General features: G+C 67.2%; 16 protein-coding genes. 8 read left to right on the forward strand and 8 right to left on the reverse strand.

The features are described 5' to 3' along the window. Positions 1-28: 28 nt before the first annotated feature. The 5 genes from ABMY26_RS03605 to ABMY26_RS03625 all read right to left on the reverse strand — a co-directional run bounded on the left by ABMY26_RS03605 (position 29) and on the right by ABMY26_RS03625 (position 9,962). Positions 29-1,495 carry an HlyD family type I secretion periplasmic adaptor subunit gene (locus tag ABMY26_RS03605; RefSeq protein ID WP_372394031.1) on the reverse strand — a complete coding sequence of 489 codons (1,467 nt, stop codon included), beginning with the start codon at positions 1,493-1,495 and terminating at the stop codon, positions 29-31. Further along, positions 1,482-3,647 (reverse strand): type I secretion system permease/ATPase, encoded by a 2,166-nt coding sequence (locus ABMY26_RS03610; RefSeq protein WP_372394033.1) that lies wholly within the window; start codon positions 3,645-3,647, stop codon positions 1,482-1,484. Before ABMY26_RS03610 ends, ABMY26_RS03605 begins: the two co-directional genes overlap by 14 nt. 933 nt (positions 3,648-4,580) lie before the next feature. Continuing rightward, positions 4,581-7,931, reverse strand: coding sequence for an efflux RND transporter permease subunit (locus ABMY26_RS03615; RefSeq protein WP_372394035.1), 3,351 nt, complete (start codon positions 7,929-7,931; stop codon positions 4,581-4,583). Between the two features lie 2 nt (positions 7,932-7,933). Next, entirely contained in the window at positions 7,934-9,130 is a 1,197-nt protein-coding gene (locus ABMY26_RS03620; RefSeq protein ID WP_372394037.1) for an efflux RND transporter periplasmic adaptor subunit, read from the reverse strand. 13 nt (positions 9,131-9,143) lie between these two features. Further along, positions 9,144-9,962: a MipA/OmpV family protein gene (locus ABMY26_RS03625; protein ID WP_372394039.1), complete on the reverse strand. Its 819-nt coding sequence runs from the start codon at positions 9,960-9,962 to the stop codon at positions 9,144-9,146. A gap of 145 nt (positions 9,963-10,107) precedes the next feature. Between ABMY26_RS03625 and ABMY26_RS03630 the strand changes: the two genes are divergently transcribed. Together ABMY26_RS03630 and ABMY26_RS03635 are read left to right on the forward strand one after the other, a co-directional pair. Next, entirely contained in the window at positions 10,108-10,767 is a 660-nt protein-coding gene (locus ABMY26_RS03630; RefSeq protein ID WP_372394041.1) for a response regulator, read from the forward strand. A gap of 1 nt (position 10,768) precedes the next feature. Continuing rightward, positions 10,769-12,142, forward strand: a complete 1,374-nt coding sequence (locus ABMY26_RS03635) for a sensor histidine kinase (protein WP_372394043.1) — start codon at positions 10,769-10,771, stop codon at positions 12,140-12,142. 101 nt (positions 12,143-12,243) lie between these two features. Here ABMY26_RS03635 and ABMY26_RS03640 read toward each other — a convergent pair whose 3' ends face one another. From ABMY26_RS03640 to ABMY26_RS03650, 3 genes are all read right to left on the reverse strand, one after another. Next, entirely contained in the window at positions 12,244-12,903 is a 660-nt protein-coding gene (locus ABMY26_RS03640) for a response regulator (protein ID WP_372394045.1), read from the reverse strand. Between the two features lie 8 nt (positions 12,904-12,911). Continuing rightward, complete coding sequence (locus ABMY26_RS03645; protein ID WP_372394047.1) at positions 12,912-14,444, reverse strand: ATP-binding protein; 1,533 nt, start codon at positions 14,442-14,444, stop codon at positions 12,912-12,914. A 292-nt stretch (positions 14,445-14,736) separates the two neighbouring features. Beyond that, complete coding sequence (locus ABMY26_RS03650; protein WP_372394049.1) at positions 14,737-15,327, reverse strand: hypothetical protein; 591 nt, start codon at positions 15,325-15,327, stop codon at positions 14,737-14,739. 332 nt (positions 15,328-15,659) lie between these two features. Between ABMY26_RS03650 and ABMY26_RS03655 the strand changes: the two genes are divergently transcribed. The 6 genes from ABMY26_RS03655 to ABMY26_RS03680 all read left to right on the forward strand — a co-directional run bounded on the left by ABMY26_RS03655 (position 15,660) and on the right by ABMY26_RS03680 (position 21,638). Continuing rightward, entirely contained in the window at positions 15,660-17,543 is a 1,884-nt protein-coding gene (locus ABMY26_RS03655; protein WP_372394051.1) for a methanol/ethanol family PQQ-dependent dehydrogenase, read from the forward strand. Between the two features lie 190 nt (positions 17,544-17,733). Continuing rightward, positions 17,734-18,600 (forward strand): methanol oxidation system protein MoxJ, encoded by an 867-nt coding sequence (gene moxJ / locus ABMY26_RS03660; protein WP_372394052.1) that lies wholly within the window; start codon positions 17,734-17,736, stop codon positions 18,598-18,600. Between the two features lie 67 nt (positions 18,601-18,667). Then, on the forward strand, positions 18,668-19,246 hold the full coding sequence (gene moxG, locus ABMY26_RS03665) for a cytochrome c(L), periplasmic (protein ID WP_372394054.1): 579 nt from the start codon (positions 18,668-18,670) through the stop codon (positions 19,244-19,246). A gap of 103 nt (positions 19,247-19,349) precedes the next feature. After that, positions 19,350-19,685, forward strand: a complete 336-nt coding sequence (locus ABMY26_RS03670; RefSeq protein WP_372394056.1) for a methanol dehydrogenase [cytochrome c] subunit — start codon at positions 19,350-19,352, stop codon at positions 19,683-19,685. A gap of 73 nt (positions 19,686-19,758) precedes the next feature. Beyond that, positions 19,759-20,793 carry an AAA family ATPase gene (locus tag ABMY26_RS03675; RefSeq protein WP_372394058.1) on the forward strand — a complete coding sequence of 345 codons (1,035 nt, stop codon included), beginning with the start codon at positions 19,759-19,761 and terminating at the stop codon, positions 20,791-20,793. Further along, a complete protein-coding gene (locus ABMY26_RS03680) occupies positions 20,790-21,638 on the forward strand; it encodes a DUF58 domain-containing protein (RefSeq protein ID WP_372394060.1) in 849 nt (282 codons plus the stop codon). The genes ABMY26_RS03675 and ABMY26_RS03680 overlap by 4 nt, the downstream gene beginning before the upstream one ends. Positions 21,639-21,645 lie beyond the last annotated feature (7 nt).

The raw sequence follows: 21,645 nt of genomic DNA on the forward strand, positions 1-21,645 counted from the left end.
CTGGGGTCGGGATGGGAAGGCTTGGGGATCAGCGCTCGCGCATCGCCTCGTGGACATGGGCGAGCACGGGGGAAAGCAGGTAATCGAGGATGCGGCGGCGGCCGGTCTTCACCTCCGCCGTCACCGCCATGCCGGGAGCGAGCGCGATGTCCTCGCCGGTCTCGCCGCGGATGGTGGTGCGGTCCAGGGCGATGCGGGCCGAGAATTTCGGCCCGTCCCGGTCCGCCGCAGCGGTGGTGGCCGCGTCGCCGGCGCCGGTGCGCGCGGCGGCCCCGTCGGGCGGCAGGATGGCGTCATGCGACACCGCGGCGACGCTACCCGGCAGCAGCCCATAGCGGGTGAAGGGAAAGGCGTCGATCTTGATTTCCACCGGCATGCCAGGATGGAGGAAGCCGATGTCCTTGTTATCGATCTGCACCTCCGCCACCAGGGTCCGGTTGGCCGGCACAATCACCATCAGCGGTTCCGCCGCGGTGACGACGCCGCCCACCGTATGAACGGCAAGTTGCTGGATCACCCCGCCCACCGGCGCGGTCAGGAGTTGGCGTTCCCGCCGCCGCTCGGCCTTGGTCAGTTCCTGGCGCAGGGCGGCGGCCCGTTTCTCGGCGTCGGCGAGGTCGGCCATCGCCCTGCCGTCGAACTCGGCAGTTACCCGCCGCCGCTCGTCGGCCAACCCCTTAAGGGCCGCCGCCGCCTCGGCCTCGCGGTTGGTCGCGGCGATTTCGCCGTACTCGACCTCGGCAAGTTCCTTCTCCAGCTCCAGCAGGTCGAAACGCGGGCTATAGCCGCGCTGGGACAGGTTTCTTTTCGCCAGCACCTGTTCGCGGATCAGCGGCAGGGTCGCGTGCAGCCGGGCCTTCTCGGCAGCCAGCGCCGCCATTTCCGCACGGCGCTGGCGCTCCTGGCTGCCGATCGCGTCGAGCGCCGCGTCACGCGCGGCCAATTGGTTGGCAAGGATGGAGCGTTGAAGTGCGACCAGGGCGGCATCGGCGCCGGGTGCCGGATCGAAGCTCCGCCGCCCGGCGAGCGCCGCCCGCAATCGGGCCGCCTCGGTTTCTGCCACCGCCAGCTCCCATTCGGCGCGACCCGCGTCGGCGGCGCTGTCGGTGGGGTCCAGTTCCAGCAAGACCGTTCCCTGTTCCACCCGCTGCCCGTCCGCGACGCGGATTGCCCGGACGATGCCCGGCTCCAGCGTCTGCACCAGCTTGTTGCGGTCGGCGGAAATGATGCGCCCGCGGGTGACGGCGGTGATGTCGATGTGGCCGATCCAGGCCCAGGCGACGGCAATCACCGCGAAGGCCACGATCAGCAGCGACACCGCCCGTGCCAGCGGGGATGGCGGCGTTTCCATCGCCTCCAGCGCCGCCGGCAGGAATTCCAGCTCATGCCCGCGGCGCGGACGGAGCCGCGGCGGTTCCGGCGGCGGGGCCCCGGGTGCAGCAGGCGGGTCGCCAAGCGCCGCCACCGCTCCGCCGGCCGTCTCAGGCGATGCCATGATCGGCCTCCGTCTGCCCGCGGCCCGCCTGCATCCGCCACAGCGCCGCATAGCGCCCGCCGAGCCGGATCAACTCGTCATGGGTGCCCTGCTCGGCGATCCGCCCCTCCTCCACCGCGACGATGCGGTCGCAGCCGCGCACGGTGGACAGCCGGTGGGCGACGATCAGCACCGTGCGGTTGTCGCAGATCAGGCGCATGTTGGCCTGGATCGCCGCCTCGCTCTCGACGTCGAGCGCGCTCGTCGCCTCGTCGAAGATCAGGATGCGGGGATCGGTGACGAGTGCCCGGGCGATGGCGATACGCTGGCGCTGTCCGCCCGACAAACTGGCGCCGCGCTCGCCGATCACCGTATCGTAACCCTCCGGCAGCCCCAGGATGAAGCGGTCCGCCCCGGCCAGCCGCGCCGCCTCGACGATCCGCTCCATCGGCATCCCGGGGTCGGCCAGGGCGATGTTGTCGCGGATCGAGCGGTTGAACAGCACGTTCTCCTGCAACACGACGCCGATCTGGCGCCGCAGCCACGCGACATCCACCAGCGACAGGTCGACATCGTCGATCAGAACCCGGCCGGATTCGGGGACATAGAGCCGCTGCACCAGCTTGGTCAGCGTGCTCTTTCCCGACCCCGACGAACCGACGATGCCGATCGTCTCCCCGGCCTCCACGGTCAGGTCGATGGCCTGCAGGGTCGGCGAGGCGTCGGGACGGTAGCGGAAGCCAACCCGGTCGAAGCGGATACGGCCGCGGATTGCTGGAAGCGGCAGGCGGCCGGGCTTGGCCGCCGGCTCCGGCGTGGTGTTGAGGATGTCGGCCAGCCGTTCGACGGACACCCGCGCCTGCTGGAAGTCGTTCCACAGCTGGGCCATCCGCAGCACCGGCGATGAAACCCTGCCCGCCAGCATGTTCACCGCCACCAGCGCGCCGATGGTCAGCACGCCGTCGATCACCTCCTGTGCGCCGACATACAGCAGGGCCGCCATCGTCAGTTTGCTGACGAGCTGGACGGCCTGCCCGGCGACCACCCCCAGGCTCGAGGCACGGAAGGCGGCGCCGACGAAGGCCGCCAGCCGCTCCTCCCAATGGCGGCGCATCTCGGGCTCCACTGCCATCGCCTTCAGCGTTTCGATGCCGGAGATGCTTTCGACCAGAAACGCCTGGTTCTCCGCCCCAAGGGCGAATTTTGCTTCCAGCCGACGGCGCAGGATCGGCGTGACGACCAGACTGATCGCCGCATAGGCCGGCAGCGACGCCAGAACGATGCCGGTCAGCGCCGGGCTGTACCACCACATCACCGCGAGGAAGACGACGGTGAAGACCAGATCGATGACCAAGGTCAGTGCCGATCCGGTCAGGAAGTCGCGGATACGGTCCAGTTCCCGCACCCGCGCCACATTGTCGCCCACCCGACGCGCCTGGAAATAGGGCAGCGGCAGCGCCAGCAGATGCTCGAACAGCCGCGCGCCCAGCGTGACGTCGACCCGGCTGGTGGTGTGCGAGAACAGATAGCTGCGCAATCCGCCCAGCACCGTCTCGAACAGCGAGACGACGACGAGGCCGATGACCAGGATGTCCAGCGTGGTCAGGCTGCGGTGGGCCAGCACCTTGTCCACCACGACCTGGAAGAACAGCGGACTGATCAGGCCGAACACCTGCAGCATGAAGGAGGCGAGCAGGATTTCCGTAAACAGGCGGCGGTATTTCATCAGGGCCGGGACAAACCAGCCGATGCCGAAGCGCACCTGCGCCAGATCCAGTCCGGCACGCCGGGCCATCAGCACCAGCTCTCCCGACCAGGCCGGTTCGACAACCGCACGCGGCAGCATCAGCGGCCGCGGCTCCAGCGGATCCTGGATCAGCACCCGGTCGCCGTCGATTTTGGCGATGATGAAGTAACGCCCGTCGCGCCGCTTGGCAATCGCCGGCAGCGGAATGGCGGCCAAACGGTCCCAGCGGGTGGTGACCGATCGGGCCTTCAGGCCCAAGCGCTTTGCCGCGCGCAGAATCTCCAGCGTGCCCATCGCCCGGCCGCGAACCGCCTGATCATGACGGAGCTGTTCCGGATCGGCCCCATGGCCCATGAAACGCAACATGAAGGTAAGGCATGACAGCCCGGTATCCGGAGTCACGCTGTCTTCGACCAAACGCGGCATGCCTCATTTTCCTGGATCAAATACCAGCGTCATGCCGGCTCCATGGATGCAGTGCTTCCAATCGACCCCTTGTGAGGGTTGCAATTTCATTGCGCTCTTATTTACCGAAAAACGGTCAGGATTCTTGTTATTGATGTGCGATTGAGATCATTCACTACCTGGATAACAAATATACAGAATGGCAATCAAGAGAAATTGTTCTTCTCATTTGAATATCTACTTGAGACAGTATTCAATTAGAGGCATTAATAAAATTTGCTTAAAATTGCTTTTATATGGCGGAGATTCCGACTGCGGCTTTCATCAACCGCCTTTGAAAGTGACCCATCAAAAAGCCGTTGATGAAGGACGGTGCCGACCGATGGAGCTTCGATGAGCCCGTCCATTCATCGGCTCGATCCATCGGTGTCCTCGTCCAGGACAATCGCCTTACCGCGTCGCACGGGCGTCACGGTCGAGCGATTGTTCCGGCATCGTGCCTCATGAAGAGCGGGGTTCCATGGTGACGCCGGTGTGGCGCCCGAACTCGTAGGTTTCCTCCACCACCGGATCCGCCACGGCGAAGGTGTCGTCGACGCCGCCATCGCCGCCGCTTGCCAGATGGGCAGCTTCTGGGGCGTCAGCGCCTGGATCCCGACCTATCTGGTGAATGTCCGCGGCCTCAGCATAAAATATATGAGCGTCTTCAGCATCGTCATCTTCGCCGGCGCATTCGCCGGCTACTGTATTCGCCCAATTCGTCGCCGCATCCGGTGCCGGGCGACAAGGCGGCGGCGCGCGGCGGAACGCAGGCCAACGCCGCCGAGGCGTGATCCCCTTCCCGTATCCCGGCACGCCATTTCGCCGTTCGTCCGCTCGCAGGGGGGCGTCTCCCTTGCGAGCCGATGGACGGCCGAGGCACTTTCCCATGTCGACGGAGGCCGGGCGCCCCGCTCAAGCCGGATGGCCTCCGGCAAGTCGCGAGCGGTTCGGAGACCGAGGCGCTCCGTGACCCGATGCGGCGAGCCCTTCCTCCTCAAGCGCCCTGACGCGTTCCTCCAGGCTTTCGACCGCTCTGCCCTGCTCGGCCACAAGCTTGGCGGAAGCCTCGCGGGCGGCCGGCAAATCTTCCCCGTCCTTCCTACCGACCCAGCGGCCGGCGGCGCGCGCGAGCAGCCGCGAGAGGTCGTCCATGATCAGGAAGACGGAGGGAACGACGACGAGACTGAGCAGCGTCGAGGCGATGATGCCGCCGATAACGGCGATCGCCATCGGTGCGCGGAATGACCCGCCCTCGCCGACGCCGAGGGCGGTGGGCAGCATGCCCGCCGACATGGCGATCGATGTCATGACGATCGGACGGGCCCGCGTGCGTCCGGCCTCCACCATCGCGGCCCTGCGTTCCTTGCCGCGGCGCATTGTCCCGATGGCGAAGTCGACGAGCAGGATCGCGTTCTTCGCGACGATCCCCATCAGCATGAGGATGCCGATCAGCACCGGCATCGACAGGGCATTCCGGGTCAGGAGCAGGCCGGCGGCAACGCCGCCAAGGGCGAGCGGCAGCGAGAGCAGGATGGTGAAGGGCTGGATCACATCCTTGAACAGCAGGACCAGGACGGCCAGCACCAGCAAAAGGCCAAGGAGCATGGCATCGCCGAAGCTCCGCTGCGCTTCCCCCTGCACCTCGACATCGCCGCTTTCAAGGAGCCTGACCGTCGCGGGAAGCCCCGCCCCTGTCACGATGGCCCGGAAGCGGTCGGCCGCCGGGCCGAGCGCGACACCTGCCGGCAGATCCGCTCCGAGCGCCACGACGCGGTTGCGGTCATGGCGCCTGATCGAACTTGGCCCTTCCGAGAACCCGACGTCCGCAACCACCGACAGCGGGACAACCGCCCCGGATGCGGTCCGGACCCTCAGATTGCGGATCGCGGCGATATCGGAGCGGACGTCGCGGTCGAGCTGGACGCGGATCGGGACCAGCCGGCCGTCGAGCGCGATCTTCGTCAGTTGCGCGGCGGCATCGCCGATGGTGGCGATACGGACGATCTCGGAAATCTGCTCCGACGTGACCCCAAGTCTGGCCATACGGTCGCTATGCGGCGCGATCTGCAATTCCGGCCGGGGAAGCGATCCGTCGGTGCCGACATTGGCCAACAGCGGATCGCCGCGCAGCTTCGCCTCCAGACTGGCGACGGCCTTGTCCAGGTCCGCCGCGTTGGCTGACAGCAGGTTGAAGGACAGCTCGCGTTGCCCCTCGTCATTCACCTTGACGATGCGGACATCGGGGATCGACCGCAGCCGCCCGAGGATCTCCGTCTCGATCTGCACCTGCGGCTTGGTGCGGCCGGCCGACGGCAGCTTCGGCAGATGGCGGCCGATCGGCGGAGCCCAGCCGGTCACCTCGTCGACAAGCCTGTTGACGACGGAGGTGTCACGCTTTCCGAGAAGCACGGTGACCGCGGCGCGCCACGGCTCGGAAGCGCCGCCCGGGAAGGCGCCACCGAGCACGAAAATGCTCTCGACGTGGTCGACACCCCTGATCCGCTCGTGGATGAGCGTCGCCATGCGTTCCGTATCCTCGATCATCGCACCCGGCGGCAGTTCGACCGACAGGCTGATCCGCGCATCGTCTTCCGGCGGAATGAAACTGTCCGGAAGCTGGGCCATGAAATAGAGGGAAACGCCCAGGCACCCCATGGCGGCCAGCAGGGTGGTGTAGCGCCAGCGGGTCGTCACGCCGATCAACGCCGCATAGGCCGTCACGATGCGGCCGTCGCCGACCCGGCCATGCGCAAGGTCATGGTCACGGCCGGAGCGGAGGTCGCCGGCATTGGACGGACGCATCAGATAGGCGGCCATGACCGGCGTGACCAGACGGGCGACCAGCAGCGAGAAGAGGACCGACACGGCGACCGTCAGGCCGAACTGGATGAAATACTGTCCGGCGATGCCGGGCATGAAGGAGACGGGCAGGAAGACCGCGACGATCGTCAAGGTGGTGGCGATCACCGCAAGGCCGATCTCGCCCGTGGCGTCGATTGCGGCACGATAGGGCGACTTGCCCATCCGAATGTGCCGCTCGATGTTCTCGATCTCGACGATCCCGTCATCGACCAGGATCCCGGTCGCAAGGGTCAGTGCCAGGAGGCTGACGAGATTCAGCGAAAAGCCGAGGAGATCCATGATCCAGAAGGTCGGAACGACGGAGAGCGGCAAGGCGACCGCCGCAATCAGGGTGCATCGCCAGTTGCGCAGGAAGACCATCACGACGAGGATTGCGAGGAACGCGCCCTCGACCAGCGTTCCGAGCGTGGCCTCATAGGTGCCGCGGGTGATGGAAACCGTGTCGTCGACCATCTCGATGATGACGTCCGGGTGCCTCGAGCGGATGTCGCCGAGCATTCCGGCGACCGCCTCGGCGACGCTCACGTCGCTGGCTCCCTTGGCGCGGAACACCGCGGCGGTGACGACCGGATGCCCGTTGAAGCGGGAGAAGGACTGCGGCTCCTCGTAGGCATCGACCACCCGGCCGAGGTCCGACAGGCGGACGAAGCGGCCGTTCGGCAGCCCGATCATCGTGGCGGCGAGTCCCGCCACGTCACGGGTGTCGCCCAGCAGGCGGATCGCCTGTTCGCTGCCGCCGACCTGCCCGCGGCCGGACCCGCGATCCATGTTCATGCGCCGCAGCTGGCCGTCGATGTCGGCGGCGGTGACGCCGAAGGAGTTCAGCCGGTCCTCGTCGAGTTCGATGCGGACCTCGCGGTCGGCACCGCCGTAGCGGGCGATGCGGCCGACGCCGCGCAGCCCGCGGAGGCTGCGGGCCACGGTATCCTCGACGAACCAGGAAAGTTCCTCGAGCGTCATGCCGGGCGAGGAGACGGCGAAAATCTGGATCGCCTGCCCCTCGACCTCGACCGTCGAGACGATCGGGGTGTCGGTCGCGGCCGGAAGATCGCCGCGGACCCGCTCCACCGCATCCTTGACGTCCAGCAAAGCCTGACCGGTGGGCACGTCCAGGTGGAAGGTGACGACGGTCATCGACCTGCCGTCGGTGATCGTGGATTGGATGTGGTCGATACCGGGGATGCCGGCAACCTCGTCCTCGATCGGCTTGGCGACCTGGCTCTCGAGCTCCGACGGGGCTGCACCGCTCTGGGTGACGTCGATGGAGACGACCGGCACGTCGATGGCCGGAAATCGGGTGATCGCCAGGCCTCCGAACGATTGCCAGCCAAGTACGGCGAGCACGAAGAAGGCCAGAATCGGTGCGACCGGATTGCGGACGGACCAGGCGGAAACATTCATTGTCACGGGTCCGTTCGGTTGGTCGCGGGCTGCGCCGGCCTGACCGGGCGGATCCGGTCACCCTCCCGCAAGAAGGCGCCGGCCTTTTCCACCACCTGCTCGCCGGCCCCGAGGCCGGACAGGATCTCGACGAACGGCCCGTCCTGGATGCCGACCGTCACCGGCACCAGACGCACGATGCCCTCTTCCACCTTGCGGACGACGGTACCGCCGTTCGCCGAGGTGACGGACATCCGGGGCAGGATGACCGCCTGCTTCTCCTCGGCGACGATGACCGCGCTCGCATACATGCCGGGCCGGGCCGCGTCCGTATCGGCCAGGGCGATGCGGACGGTGCCGAGACGGGTCTGCGGATCGACCGTCGGTGCGATCAGGCGGACCTTTCCCGCAACGGCCGTGCGGCTGCCTGCAAGCCTGACCGTCGCGGGCCGTCCGACGGCGAGCTTGACCAGATCGGCTTCGGCGACATCGGCCTTCATCTCGAGGGCGCCGTCGCGGATGATCGCGTAAAGCGGCAGGGCGTCACTGGCGCCGCTGGCGATCCCGCCGACCTTGGCATTCCTGGCAGAGATCACGCCACCGACGGGAGCCTTGACGGCGGTATGGGCAAGACGCAGCTCGACATCGTCGAGACGCGCACGGACCAGCCCGATCTCCGCGGCGGCGATGCCCACCGCCTGCCCGGCCGAACCGAAGCGGGCGCGTGCCGCGTTGGCCAGAGCCCCGAGGCGTTCGACCTCGGCCTTGGAGACCGTCCTGTTCGCCGAAAGCAGCTCGGCACGACCGGCGACGCGCATGGCCTCCTCCGCGTTCGCCCTGGCTTCGGCCTGTTGCGCCTGCGACTGCGCCAGCGCGGCTTCCGCCTTCGCGAGCGTGGCCGCGAGCTGGCTTCGCTCGAGACGCAGCGCGTCACCGTCGAGCAAAGCCAGCGTGCCGCCCCTTTCCACCCGATCTCCGCGATCGGCGGTCAGGGTACGGATCGACAGACCGTCCACCAGCGGCGAAACATGGATCTCCTCGACCGCCTCGATGGTTCCGGTCGCAAGGATACGATCGCTGATCGTCCGCCGCACGGCCTCGGCGACGACGATCGAAGGCGGTATCGCCTGCGGCGCCGGCCCTGCGGCCTCCTCCGCCAAGGCGCTGGAGTTCGCGACCAGCGCTATCGCGACGCTGAGAACAAGGAGTTTCCGAGGCATCGCCGGCCGTCCGCTACCAGCGATAGCTTAAGCCGAGAAGTCCGGAAAACTGGTCCGGGCTGCCCTCGCGCTTGACCAGCGGGCTGTCGGCGGCATCGCCGAGCAACCGCTGGTAGCCGATCCGGCCCATGGCATGGATCGAGTCCGTGATGGTGTAGCCGATGCCGACGGCGATGCCCGCGTCCTTGAAGCCGCCTTCGGCGTCGTATCTGGCGTATCGGCGGGCGGAGCGCGCGGCCTGGGCCGCGGTGATGCCGAAGCTGCTGCCCATGTAGTTGTCGTCGGCCCAGGTGACGTGCGGGGTCACGCTGAACCGGGCCCGCCCGTCGAGCAGACGGATCGCATACTCTGCCTCGGCCCTGGCCATGAGGCCGTCGCGATCGCCGCCCAGGTCGCGGGCGACCTCCAGGCCGAGGTCGACGGGGCCGACCTCGTAACCGAGACGGGCGACCGCCACCGCACCGCCTTCGATGTCGCCGAGCCCTTTGAGGGCATCGTTGTCGTCCTGGTCGCGCCCGAAATCGTAGCGGACCCCGAGTTCCACCTTCAGGGAGTCCGTCATGAACGGGGATGCGTAGATCGCCGGTCCCCCCCTGGTGGTCAGTCGGACCCGGTCCCGCCAGGACAGCTCCACGATCGGCACGGGCAGCACCTTGTAATCGTTGGAGCCCTCATAGTCCGGCGCATAGAGCGCGCCGCCGCCGAGCATGAACGACCACTCGGCAGGAGGCCGGCCCTGGGCCGCCGCGCTCCCTGCCGCCATCTGGGCGGCCACAGTCAGGCAGAAGGCCATTACCGGCAGCATTCCGCGGCCGGACAAGGTGCTTATCATAATGATCGTGCCTTTATGCTGGGTCAGGTTCGATGCGGACCCTGCGACCGCCACCTGAACCCAACCTGAACAGGGCGGCGTCGCCCGTTCAGCTTCCCTTCAGCTTTCCATGTGAGCTTGTCATCCGAGCAACCGGGAGTGAGGCATGCGCATTCTGCTCGTCGAGGACGACCTGCTGATCGGCGACGCCATACGCGCCCGCCTGACCAGGGCCGGCATGACGGTCGACTGGCTCGAGGACGGCGCCAGCCTCGACGGGGTCACCGAGATGGACGCCTTCGATCTGATGGTCCTCGACCTCGGCCTGCCCGACCGGGATGGCCTCGAGATCCTGCGGGAGCAGCGGGAGGGCGGCCATGGCCTGCCGATCCTGATCCTGAGCGCGCGCTACGAGCTGGACAGCAGGGTTCGCGGCCTCGATCTCGGCGCGGACGACTATCTGGTCAAGCCCTTCGCGATGGAGGAGCTGATGGCCCGTTGCCGCGCGCTCGCCCGCCGCCGCGGCGACCGCCGGTCGGAAGTCTTGCAATACCGGGACCTGCGGATCGACCCGGCGGCCTTCACGGTCCAGCGCGGCGGCGAGAACATCGCGCTGACGCCGAAGGCGTTCGCACTGCTGCGGCTGTTCATCGAGAACCAGGGCCGGGTCCTCACCCGGCATGCGCTGGAGGAGCACCTCTATGGCTGGAGCGGGGAGGCCGAGAGCAACACGCTGGAGGTCTTCGTCTCGCAGATCCGCCGCAAACTCGGCCCCGACCTGATCCAGACGATCCGCGGGGTCGGCTATATGCTGCCGAGGGAATAGCATGCCGTCGATCCGCAGGTGCCTGCAACACCGGCTTGCCTGGCTCATCGCCGCGGTCTGGGTACCGGCGTCGGTCCTGATCGTGATCGTCGTCGGGCTGGAATACAAGGAATCCTTCCACAGCCGGACCGCCCATACGGCGCAGCTGATGCTGGCCTTCGCCTCGACCCAATCGGCGTCGCCGATGGTGTTCCCGGTCTTCAGGCAGCAGCACGCCCCCGACTTCGATCTCGACGACTATCTGGTGGTGATCAGCCGGGACGGGCGGCTGCTCTACGCGTCGGAGGCGTTGCCGGCGCAGGATCTGCTTGCCCTGCCGATGGAGGGAAAGGCCCGCTTCGGCACGAAACGCCGACTCCTCCAAGGCTTCGAGGACGAGCTCACCGGAACGCGGGTGGTGATCGGCGTCGATGTCTACGAACCGCTGATGTCCTCGCTCCAGGTGGCCGGGCTGGTCGCCGGCTACGTCCTGTGCGCGACGGTATTGGTCGCCCTCGCCCTGACCTTCGGCATCCGCTCCGGCCTGCGGCCGCTGGGGGCATTCGCCGAGCAGGTTCACGACCGCAGCGAGGAAAACCTCGCCCTGCTGGACGAAACCGAGGCGCCGAGCGAATTGCGCGGGGTTGTCCACGCCCTGAACGGCCTGATGGCGCGGCTGCGGCTGGTGCTGGACCGCGAACGCGACTTCGTCTCGAACGCGGCCCACGAGTTGCGCACCCCGCTGACCGCGATCCGCGCCCAGGTGGAAGCCCTCGACGGCGACCTGCCCGAGCGCATCCAGCCGCGGTTCGCCAATATCCTGGAGGCCACGAACCGGTCGAGCCGGCTGATCACCCAGCTTCTCGACGTCACCCGCTCGCAGTCGCTCGATCTTACGGGCGATCCGGGAAGCCGGGTCGATCTGGTCGAGTTCGCGCAGTCGGTCGTCGCCGGGCTGGTGCCGGCGGCCAATCGGCGCAATGTCGAGATCACGCTGGACTCGCCGCGGTTCGCCGCCGTCATGACCCGTCCGGAGCTGTTGGCGATCGTGCTGCGCAACCTCGTCGAGAATGCCGTGAAATACGCTGCCGCGCCGGGGCGGGTCGTCGTCACGGTTGCCGGCGGTGAGCAGGGCGTGACCGACCTGATGGTTGAGGATGACGGCCCCGGCCTGTCCGCGGAGGCATTCGAGCGTGCATTCGAGCGGTTCCAGCGGCTCGGACGCTCCGGCGGCGATGGAGTCGGCCTCGGCCTCTCGATCGTCTCCGAGCTGTGCCGGCGGATGGGAGTGCCGGTGGACCGGCTGGAGCCCAGCACGCTCGGCGGGCTGCACGTCCGCCTGCGGTTGTCGACCGCACCGCCGCCGCCGGACCAACGGACCTCCCATTACGGCTGAGAGCTCCGCCGACCTCGGTCGCATCGAGGAACATGAGGCAAGCGGGGCGGCGGGATGCGGTCCGGACAGAGGCCTCTCCATCGGTTCCCATGCCGATTTTCCTAGGCGACATGGCGGACAAGCGACCCTGGCCGCTGGCTTGGCGACGATGAAAGGAACTCGATCGACATCCGCATCAACTCGGGCAAATTGTGCGCACCGAGCTTGACCTTGAGCTGCGAGCATGTGTTGACCACGGTCTTGTAGCTCACGCCCAGCTCATCGGCGATCTGCCCATAGGATTTCCCGTCGGCAATCAGGGCCATCGTCTGGAGTTCACGGGGCGTGACGGTCCCGATCGTGTTCTCGCGGCTGCGCATGCCCAGCGTGGCGACCTGCATGGCAAGCTGATGGCTGAGGTAAGGCTGGCCGCGGCGCACCGCTTGGAACGCGGCGAGGAAGTCTTCGGGAGCGGTGTCCTTCAGCAGATATCCATTGGCCCCCGCCTCCAACGCACGGCTGACGATGACCGCGTCACCGTGCATGCTGAACACGAGGATCGAGGTCCGGCTGTCGTGGATCCGGATGCGGCGGATCAGCGCGAAACCGCCGAGACCGTTCCCGTGCAGCGCCAGATCGATGACGACCATGTCGGGGCGGCACCGGCGGTAGGCACGGTAGCCGGCGACCGCATCACCGGCCTCATGGATATCCTGGACATGGGCGTCCTGCAGGACGCATCGACAGCCCTGCAGCACCATCGGGTGATCGTCGATCAGCAAGACCCGCGTCATAAGCCCGCTCCCTGGCTGCTTGCCGATGTGGTTGGCATGCACTCGTCCTCATCCAGCGGAACGGCGACGGCAAGACGGGTTCCGCCGCCGGGAGAGCCGGAGATCGAAAATGAGCCGCCCAGCGCGGTGACGCGCTCCCTCATGCCGGTCAATCCGAAGCCCGTCGCCGTTCCTTCCGCGATGCCCCGGCCGTCATCCTGGACGGAAAGCCGGATCCCGCGCGGTCCCCCGGCCGGATCGCCGCATTCCTCCACCTCGACCCTGATCCACTGCGCCCGGGCATGGCGGACGGCGTTGGTCAGCCCCTCCTGCGCACAGCGATAGAGGGTGAGATCGATGCTGTCGCCGTAGCTGTGGGCCAGCGTGCCGGTCGCGAACTCGAAGGCACATCCGGGCGCCAGCCGCTCGAACTCGGACAGGAGGCCCGCAATGGCGTCCGACAGGGGGACATGACCCAACGCCATCGGGCGCACGGTCTTGAGCAGGCGGCGATTGGTCGTCTCGATCCGTTCGCCGATCTCCCGCAACGTGCAGGCACGGTCACGCACCGCACCGCCGATGTCGGGGGGCAATTGCTCCGCGAAGCGCGCGAGCGATGCCACATTCGCCTTCAGGCTGAAGAGGCACGGACCGAACTCGTCGTGAAGCTCGATCGCGAGTTGCCGGCGCTCGTTGTCCTGGACCGCGACCAGGCGCCGGTTCAGACGCACATTGTCCGCCTGCGCACCGGCAAGCGACGAGGCGAGCGCGTTGAAGCGGCCGATGATGTCCGCCAGTTCCCGAATTCTCGGCAGCGGCAGGCGGTAATGGAAATGCCCCTGTTCCAGTTCACGAAAGCCGGCGGCGACGCGAAGCAGGGGATTGAGCACCTGCCCCAGCACGAGGTGCAGCACCCCGATGACGAGAAGGTTGACGACCAGCGCGACCAGTGCCAGGTCGGACATGTCGTCCCACACCTCGGTGATCTCGTCGGACGCTTCGCTGACGATGGTCACCGTCCCGATCTTCCGACCGTCCGAGAAGACAGGCACATCGCGGCTAGGAACGTCGACGCCGACCAGCGCGGCAAACCAGTCCGGGGCGCGGCTCTCCCGCGGCACGGATTGGGCAGGCGCGGACCGGGAATGCCACACAGGCTCCCCCTGAACGGTCGTCGTGACGATGCGGACATGCCTTTGGCCGCCCATTTGAAGCGGGAGATCCTGCAGCCTTGCGCGGCCCGGGATTGTTCGCCCGACGTCCTCGACAGCCGTGTGCACCAGCCGTTCGGCCAGTTCCATCGAGGCGCCGATCTCGACCAGCGTCGCCCGCCGCGCGTTGTAGACGATAAGCAGCGACACCGCGATGCAGGCGAGCAGATTGATAAGGACGAAGGCCGACAGAATCTGGCCACGGATGCTGCGTTGGAACCAGAGCAGGCGGATCAGCCTGGCCACGGCCGATTCCCTGCGGGGCGGCACCGAAGCACCAGCAGTCCGCAAGGGGCGATAGGACGCGCCGGAACCATCCTTGACGCCGACATCAGCCATTCTCATCCAACCTTCCCAATGACGGGGCGCTCTCCGTCGGATTCCCGAATCGCCCTCTTGTCCGGCGGTTCAGCTGCAGTGCAGAAAGACCCAAGGGCAGGGGGCGCCGCGCTGGCCGGGCAGCCGTCCCGGCATGGCCGAACTCCAGGGATCGCGAACTGTGAAGCCGTCCCGAGTGTGGACGAGCGTCGGCGGAAGCCGCAAATGCTCTTTTGGCGAATTATCGGCATAGCTGATGATCGTATATGGGGTGGCAGTGCAACGACCGCCGCCGGCATGGTGGAACGGTGGTTCACCGGGGCGGCTTGGCCGCCTTCCCCCTGAGTGCCGCCAGCGCGTCGCGATGATCGAGTCCGGCGCTGCGAAGGTAGAAATAATGCTGGCAATCCTCGCCGAACCGCCGCTTGGACCCGCCCTCTGCAACGCCTCCTGCCCCGCCGGCACCGAGCGACAGGAACCCCTCGATGAGGCTGTCTGTGCCTTCCGCCATGCCGCGTCCGGCCAGCATCTCCTGGAGTTGCACGACACGGTTGGCGATCATGCGCGGCGTCTCGTCATAGGCATGGTCGGCCCGGACCAGGAGCGCGTGGAACGCCGCGACGGACGGGGCGGACAAGGACAGGTCGGCATGCGCCGACCGGCTGGCCAGCCATTGTTCCGGCGGTGTGCGGTCCTTCGCATCGAGCCAGCCCTTGTTCGCCATCGAAGATATGGGCAGTGCCTCAGCCGGCGCCCCCGTCTTCTCCGCCCCGGTCTCCACCGCCTTGCTGCCCTCCGCACCGGAGTTCCCGTCGGATTGAGCGTCGCAGGCAACGGTTGCCGACAGAAGCACGGCCAGCACCACGCCGGATCGCACCCTTGCGTCACGGAGGTTGCACGGCACGCCCGTCTCCTTTCCCTGCGGTCGTCGGCAGCAGGATGGCCGCCGCCGTCTTCCGGAGCTATGGGCATCGCCGTCGCCCGATGCAATCACCCGCCATGGCTCCCGCAAAGAGGAGATCATTATTGCCAGAACTTCCCGGTTGGATTTGCCAGTCTTCCTCAAGACAGGAATGTTGGTCAGTGAAACAATCCGGTACTGGGCAGGGCTGCCGACGCATCGCAAACGCAGGGGCCGAAACGGCGGCTGGCGCGAAGGCGATGGCTGCGCACCACACCGGGCGGGTCTTCGCGAGCCCACCGCCCTGTCGAAGAAAAATATCGGAGGGAACGTTGATGAACCGCTTCCTGACGTCGTTGCCCATTGTGGCACTCACGGCGACCATCACCGCAGGAGGGCAGCTTGGCGCGATCGCACCGGCTCTGGCGAATCAGACGCTGGTCCAGCTGTCGGAAAGTGACCAGAACTGGGTCATGCCGGGAAAGAACTATAATTCCGACAATTTCAGCAAGCTTGGCCAGATCAATTCCGACAACGTCAAGCAGTTGCGTGCCGCCTGGTCCTTTTCGACGGGCGTGCTGAACGGCCATGAAGGCGCGCCGCTGGTCGTGGATGGCAAGATGTACGTCCACGGGGCGTTCCCGAACACCACCTTCGCACTCGATCTGAAGGATCCCAGCCGCATCCTGTGGCAGCACAAGCCCAAGCAGGATCCGGTCGCCCGCTCCGTCGCCTGCTGCGACATCGTCAACCGCGGCCTCGCCTATTGGCCCGGCGACGGCCGCGTCCCGCCGCTGATCCTCAAGACGCAGCTCGACGGCCATGTCGTCGCCCTCAACGCGACCACCGGCGAGGAATACTGGAAGATCGAGAATTCCGACATCCGGGTCGGCTCGACGCTGACCATCGCCCCCTATGTGGTGAAGGATCTGGTGATCATCGGCTCTTCGGGTGCCGAACTCGGCGTCCGCGGCTACGTGACGGCCTACGACGTGAAGACCGGCTCCATGGCCTGGCGCGCCTTCGCCACCGGCTCCGACGAGGCCATGCTGATCGGCGACGATTTCAATGCCAGCAATCCCCATTACGGCCAGAAGGGGCTCGGCCTCCAGACATGGGAAGGCGATGCCTGGAAGATCGGCGGCGGAACCAACTGGGGATGGTACGCCTACGATCCGGGCGTCGATCTCCTCTATTACGGAACCGGCAATCCGGCGCCCTGGAACGAGACGATGCGGCCCGGCGACAACAAATGGACCATGACCATTTTCGCCCGCGAGGCCAGCAGCGGCAAGGCCAAGTTCGGATACCAGAAGACGCCGCACGACGAATGGGACTATGCCGGCGTCAACGTGATGATGCTGAGCGAGCAGAAGGACAAGGCGGGCAAGACGCGCAAGCTGCTGACGCATCCCGACCGCAACGGCATCGTCTATACCCTCGACCGCACGAACGGCGAACTGGTCTCCGCGGACAAGATCGACGACACGGTGAACGTCTTCACCCATGTCGACCTGAAGACCGGCGTGCCGGTGCGCAATCCCGAATATGCGACCCGCATGGACCATACCGGCCGGGACATCTGTCCGTCGGCGATGGGCTACCATAACCAGGGGCATGATTCCTACGATCCGAACAAGCAGCTCTTCTTCATGGGCATCAATCACATCTGCATGGATTGGGAGCCCTTCATGCTGCCCTACCGGGCCGGCCAGTTCTTCGTCGGCGCGACGTTGAACATGTATCCAGGCCCCAAGGGCGACCGCCAGGGTTTTGAGGGGCTCGGGCAGATCAAGGCCTACAACTCCATCACCGGCGAATTCAAATGGGAGAAGATGGAGCGCTTCGCCGTCTGGGGCGGGACGCTCGCCACCGCCGGCAACCTCGTCTTCTACGGAACCCTCGACGGCTTCATCAAGGCCCGCCACAGCGACACCGGCGAGCTGCTGTGGAAATTCAAGCTGCCTTCGGGCGTGATCGGCTATCCCATCACCTATGAGCATGCCGGCACCCAGTATGTGGCGATCATGTACGGGGTCGGGGGCTGGCCCGGGGTCGGGCTGGTGTTCGATCTCCAGGATCCGACCGCCGGCCTCGGCGCTGTGGGTGCCTTCAAGAACCTGCAGCACTACACGCAGATGGGCGGCGGCGTGATGGTCTTCTCGCTGAACGGCAAGAGCCCCTTCGACAACGTCAGCGTCGGCGAATACGGCGGCTGATACAGGCGGCCGATACGGGCGGCGGGATCGGTCGAACGCCGCCCGCGAGCGCCGCCCGATTTGCCGCCCGAGGCCGATTTGCCATCCGAGCCCGATTGCCATCCGAGATGGAGTGCATCCGACGATGACCCGTGTCCTCATCAATGAACCAGGCCCTCCCCGACCGGCTGCGGGCCGATCGACCTCACGCATGGACCGGCATGCCCTTGCCTGGGGCCGGCCCCTTGCGGCTGCCGCCATCGCCCTTTCCCTTCCCCTGTCGTCGGCAGCCCTCGCGGCAGCCCCCGAGGCTCCTCCGGCGCTCCGGGTCTGCGCCTCCAAGGGTGCCGCGCCCTACGCGGCGGTCGACGGAAGCGGCTTCGAGAACCGCATCGCCGCCACCGTCGCCGGGGCCATGAACCGCAAGGCGGAATTCGTCTGGACCGACAAGCCGGCGATCTTCCTGGTGCGCGACATGCTCGACAAGGGCGCCTGCGACGTCATCGTCGGGATCGACGACGGCGATCCGCGGGTGCTCACCACCACCCCTTACTACCGCACCGGCTACGCCTTCATCACCCGCGCCGACAGCGACCTGAAGCTCGGCAACTGGTCCGACGACGACCTCTCGCGCGTGCGGCGCATCGCCTACCAGTTCCACTCGCCGTCCGAGGAGATGCTCAAGCAGACCGGCCTCTACGAGGACAACCTGATCTATCAATATTCCCTCATCAACTTCACCGACCGCCGCAACCAGTACACCCAGGTTCCGGGAGACGTCCTCGTCTCGGAAGTGGCCAAGGGGGCGGCGGATGTCGCGGTCGCCTTCGCGCCGGACGTGGCGCGCTACGTGAAGGCGTCCAGCATTCCGCTGCGGATGACGATGATCGACCGCAACGGCATGACCGCGGCCGGCAAGCTCGTGCCGCAGCAGTTCGACCAGTCGATGGCCGTGCGCAAGGACGATGCCGCGCTGCGTTCCGAACTCGATGCGGCGATTGCCAAGGTGCGTCCGCAGATCGCGGCGATCCTGCGCGAGGAGGGCATTCCTCCGATGGAACCGGGGCTCGGGCAATGATTGCGCCCGGCATCCCGCCCGGAATCCCGTCGACCAGCCATGGCTGCCTTGGGAGCGACAAAGCGGAATGAACAGAAAGACGATCCTGCGAATCGCCCTCGGCGGCGTTCTCGGCGCCGTGGGAACCTGGGGAGCCCAAGCGGCCCTGACCTTCAACAACACGGTCACCGGAGAGGTGCTGGACCTGAGCCACGGGCTGCCGGAAGGCCGGGACACGCCGGCCGTGAAGACCTTCCTGGAAACCGGCAACAATCCCTACAACGAGAATGCGTCCTGCCTGCCCGTCGGTGCCGAGATCTTCCTGTCGGCCTGCTCCGGCTGCCATGGGCATGTGGCCGAAGGCAAGATCGGGCCGGGGCTCAACGACGATTACTGGACCTACCCGAAGAACACCACGGACAAGGGATTGTTCGAGACGGTGTTCGGCGGCGCCCAGGGGCAGATGGGGCCGCAGTACGGGGCGCTGTCGCTCAACGACATCCTGCTGGTGATGGCCTGGGTCCGGCATGTCTACACCGGCCCTCCGGGCGGGGCGGAGTGGCTCAGTGAGGACCAGCGCCGCGCCTTCAAGCCCTATTCGTCGGCGCGGGTGGAAACGGCACAGGCCCCCGCCGAGCCCGGCCAATGCCGGGCAGCGGTGAATTGATGCGGTCAAGCCGATGCATTCGAACCGGTCTGGACAGGACAGCGCGTGGAACCATGGCGGCGGTCCCTCCGGCCGCCGCACCGAACGGGAAAGGATCATAACGATGACGAAGCCGATGACCAAGCCGACGGCGGAATCCGGCCGCGCCGGTGCCGTGCTCGCCGCCATGGCCGTGGCCGCGGTGCTGGCCGGCACCGCCCTTCCGGCGGCCGCCTATGACGGCACCAACTGCAAGGCGCCCGGCAATTGCTGGGAGCCGAAGCCGGGCTATCCCGCGAAGATCGCCGGCTCCAAGTACGATCCCAAGCACGACCCGATGGAACTCAACAAGCAACAGGAATCCATCAAGGCCATGGACGAGCGGAACCGACAGCGGGTCGACCATTTCAAGAAGACCGGCACCTTCGTCTATGACGTGAAGAAAATCCCGACGCAGTGAACGGACACCGTGAACGGACGCGGTAAACGTCGCGACGCCGTCCACGACGGCCGGGCAGGATGTGGAAGGGGCCATGATGCGTGTTGTCCGCGGCGCCGATGCGGCGCTGAGCGACTGGCTGGCCTGCGCCGACGAGGTGCAGCGGGAGGTGGGCAAGGTGGTGATCGGCCAGGAGCGGGTCATCCGCCTGCTGACGATCGCCGTCTTCGCCCGCGGCCATGTCCTGCTGGAAGGTGACGTCGGGGTCGGCAAGACGACGCTGCTGCGCGCGCTTGCGCGCGTCGTCGGCGGCGCTTTCGAACGCATCGACGGGACCATCGACCTGATGCCGACGGATCTCGTCTACCACGCCCATCTCGCCGAGGACGGCCGGCCGCGCGTGGAACCCGGGCCGCTCCTGCGCCAGGGAGAGGAATTGTCGATCTTCTTCTTCAACGAGATCAACCGCGCCCGCCCCCAGGTCCATTCGCTGCTGCTGCGGCTGATGGCCGAGCGCAGCGTCTCCGCCTTCAACCGCGACTACCGCTTTCCCCATCTTCAGCTCTTCGCCGACCGCAACCGGGTCGAGCAGGAGGAGACGTTCGAGCTGCCGGCCGCAGCCCGGGACCGCTTCTTCATGGAGATCGAGGTTCCCATGCCGGCGGACGAGGCGATCCGGCGCCGGCTGGTGTTCGACACGCGCTTCCACGACATCGACCGGCTGGTCGCCACCGTTCCCGAGGGCATCCTCGACGTCGCCGGCCTGCCCGCCGCCGCCGAGGCGATCCAGAGTACGGTACAGGCGAGCGATGCGATCGAAGCCTATACCATCGCGCTGTGGGGAGCGGTCCGCGATCCGCACCGTCATGGGATCGTGCTGGACGGCGTCGACACCGCAAGGCTGGTGATCGGCGGCGCCAGCCCCCGCGGCGTCTCCTTCCTGGTTCGGGCGGCCCGCGTCAGGGCGTGGCTGGAGGGACGCGACATGGTGGTGCCCGAGGATCTGCGCGACGTCTTCTTCGAGGTCATGGCCCACCGCATCTTCCTGGATCCGGTCTATGAACGGCGCCGCGCGCCCGTCGTGCAGGCATTGTGCCGCGCGGTGTTCGAACGGGTGCCGGCGCCATGATGCCGTCCACCCCCATTCCCTACCGGCTGCGCTGGCGTCCGGGCGGCGCGCGGGCCGGGGCGCATCCCGGCGGCGGCGAGGGCGGCGACGGCGTGTTCCTCCGTCACCGGCCGCTCTGGCAGCATCCCGACCCGCGGCGCATCGATCTGCGCGAGACGGCGCGCGATCCGATGGGTGAGGTGCAGGTGCGCAGCTTCGCCCGCCGCACCGCCGTCGCGGTGGTGGCGGTGGTCGACCTGTCGGGATCGATGGGATTTGCCGGGCGGGTCACGCGGATGGAGAGTGTCGCCGCGCTCTGCGCCACGCTGGCGGTTTCGGCCGGCAAGATGGGCGACCGGTTCGGGCTGGTCGGCTGCGATGCCGGCGTGCGCGAGGACATCTTCATTCCCCCGACCCACCGCCGGGGCGTGGAAACCGATGCCTGGGCGCGTCTCCTGGGGGCAATGCCGCAAGGATCGAGCGCGCAAGGGCTGCTGGAGATGGCCGACCGGCTTCCGGCACGGCGGAGTCTGGTCGTGCTGATCTCGGACTTCCTGCTGCCGCTCGATCTGGTGGCATCCGTGTTCGACCGGCTGTGGCGGCACGATGTCCTTCCCGTTCTGCTCCGCGACGGCGGCGAGGAGGCCGACCTGCCGGGCTGGGGGCTGGTTGCGCTGCGCGACCTGGAAACCGGGCGGCGGCGGCTTGCGGTGATGCGGCCCGGCCTGCGCGCGGCGTGGCACCAGGCAGCCCTGGCCCACCGGGCCGCGCTCGACCGTCTGTTCAGGCGGCATGGGCGCGCACCGTTCATCCTCACCGATGGGTTCGATGCCGACGCCCTGGCCGAACATCTGGCCGCCGGATGAACACCGC

Origin of the sequence: Azospirillum sp. HJ39, assembly GCF_041507355.1 — a bacterium.
In the GTDB taxonomy this organism is placed as follows: Bacteria; Pseudomonadota; Alphaproteobacteria; order Azospirillales; family Azospirillaceae; genus Azospirillum; species Azospirillum thiophilum.

What these genes read in the sequence shown, in the direction of transcription:
- ABMY26_RS03655 (WP_372394051.1), top strand. Translation starts at nt 15,660, where the DNA reads ATGAACCGCTTCCTGACGTCGTTGCCCATTGTGGCACTCACGGCGACC.
- ABMY26_RS03675 (WP_372394058.1), top strand. Translation starts at nt 19,759, where the DNA reads ATGATGCGTGTTGTCCGCGGCGCCGATGCGGCGCTGAGCGACTGGCTG.
- moxJ (WP_372394052.1), top strand. Translation starts at nt 17,734, where the DNA reads ATGGACCGGCATGCCCTTGCCTGGGGCCGGCCCCTTGCGGCTGCCGCC.
- ABMY26_RS03670 (WP_372394056.1), top strand. Translation starts at nt 19,350, where the DNA reads ATGACGAAGCCGATGACCAAGCCGACGGCGGAATCCGGCCGCGCCGGT.
- ABMY26_RS03620 (WP_372394037.1), bottom strand. Translation starts at nt 9,130, where the DNA reads ATGCCTCGGAAACTCCTTGTTCTCAGCGTCGCGATAGCGCTGGTCGCG.
- moxG (WP_372394054.1), top strand. Translation starts at nt 18,668, where the DNA reads ATGAACAGAAAGACGATCCTGCGAATCGCCCTCGGCGGCGTTCTCGGC.
- ABMY26_RS03635 (WP_372394043.1), top strand. Translation starts at nt 10,769, where the DNA reads ATGCCGTCGATCCGCAGGTGCCTGCAACACCGGCTTGCCTGGCTCATC.
- ABMY26_RS03645 (WP_372394047.1), bottom strand. Translation starts at nt 14,444, where the DNA reads ATGGCTGATGTCGGCGTCAAGGATGGTTCCGGCGCGTCCTATCGCCCC.
- ABMY26_RS03625 (WP_372394039.1), bottom strand. Translation starts at nt 9,962, where the DNA reads ATGATAAGCACCTTGTCCGGCCGCGGAATGCTGCCGGTAATGGCCTTC.
- ABMY26_RS03680 (WP_372394060.1), top strand. Translation starts at nt 20,790, where the DNA reads ATGATGCCGTCCACCCCCATTCCCTACCGGCTGCGCTGGCGTCCGGGC.
- ABMY26_RS03605 (WP_372394031.1), bottom strand. Translation starts at nt 1,495, where the DNA reads ATGGCATCGCCTGAGACGGCCGGCGGAGCGGTGGCGGCGCTTGGCGAC.
- ABMY26_RS03615 (WP_372394035.1), bottom strand. Translation starts at nt 7,931, where the DNA reads ATGAATGTTTCCGCCTGGTCCGTCCGCAATCCGGTCGCACCGATTCTG.
- ABMY26_RS03610 (WP_372394033.1), bottom strand. Translation starts at nt 3,647, where the DNA reads ATGCCGCGTTTGGTCGAAGACAGCGTGACTCCGGATACCGGGCTGTCA.
- ABMY26_RS03630 (WP_372394041.1), top strand. Translation starts at nt 10,108, where the DNA reads ATGCGCATTCTGCTCGTCGAGGACGACCTGCTGATCGGCGACGCCATA.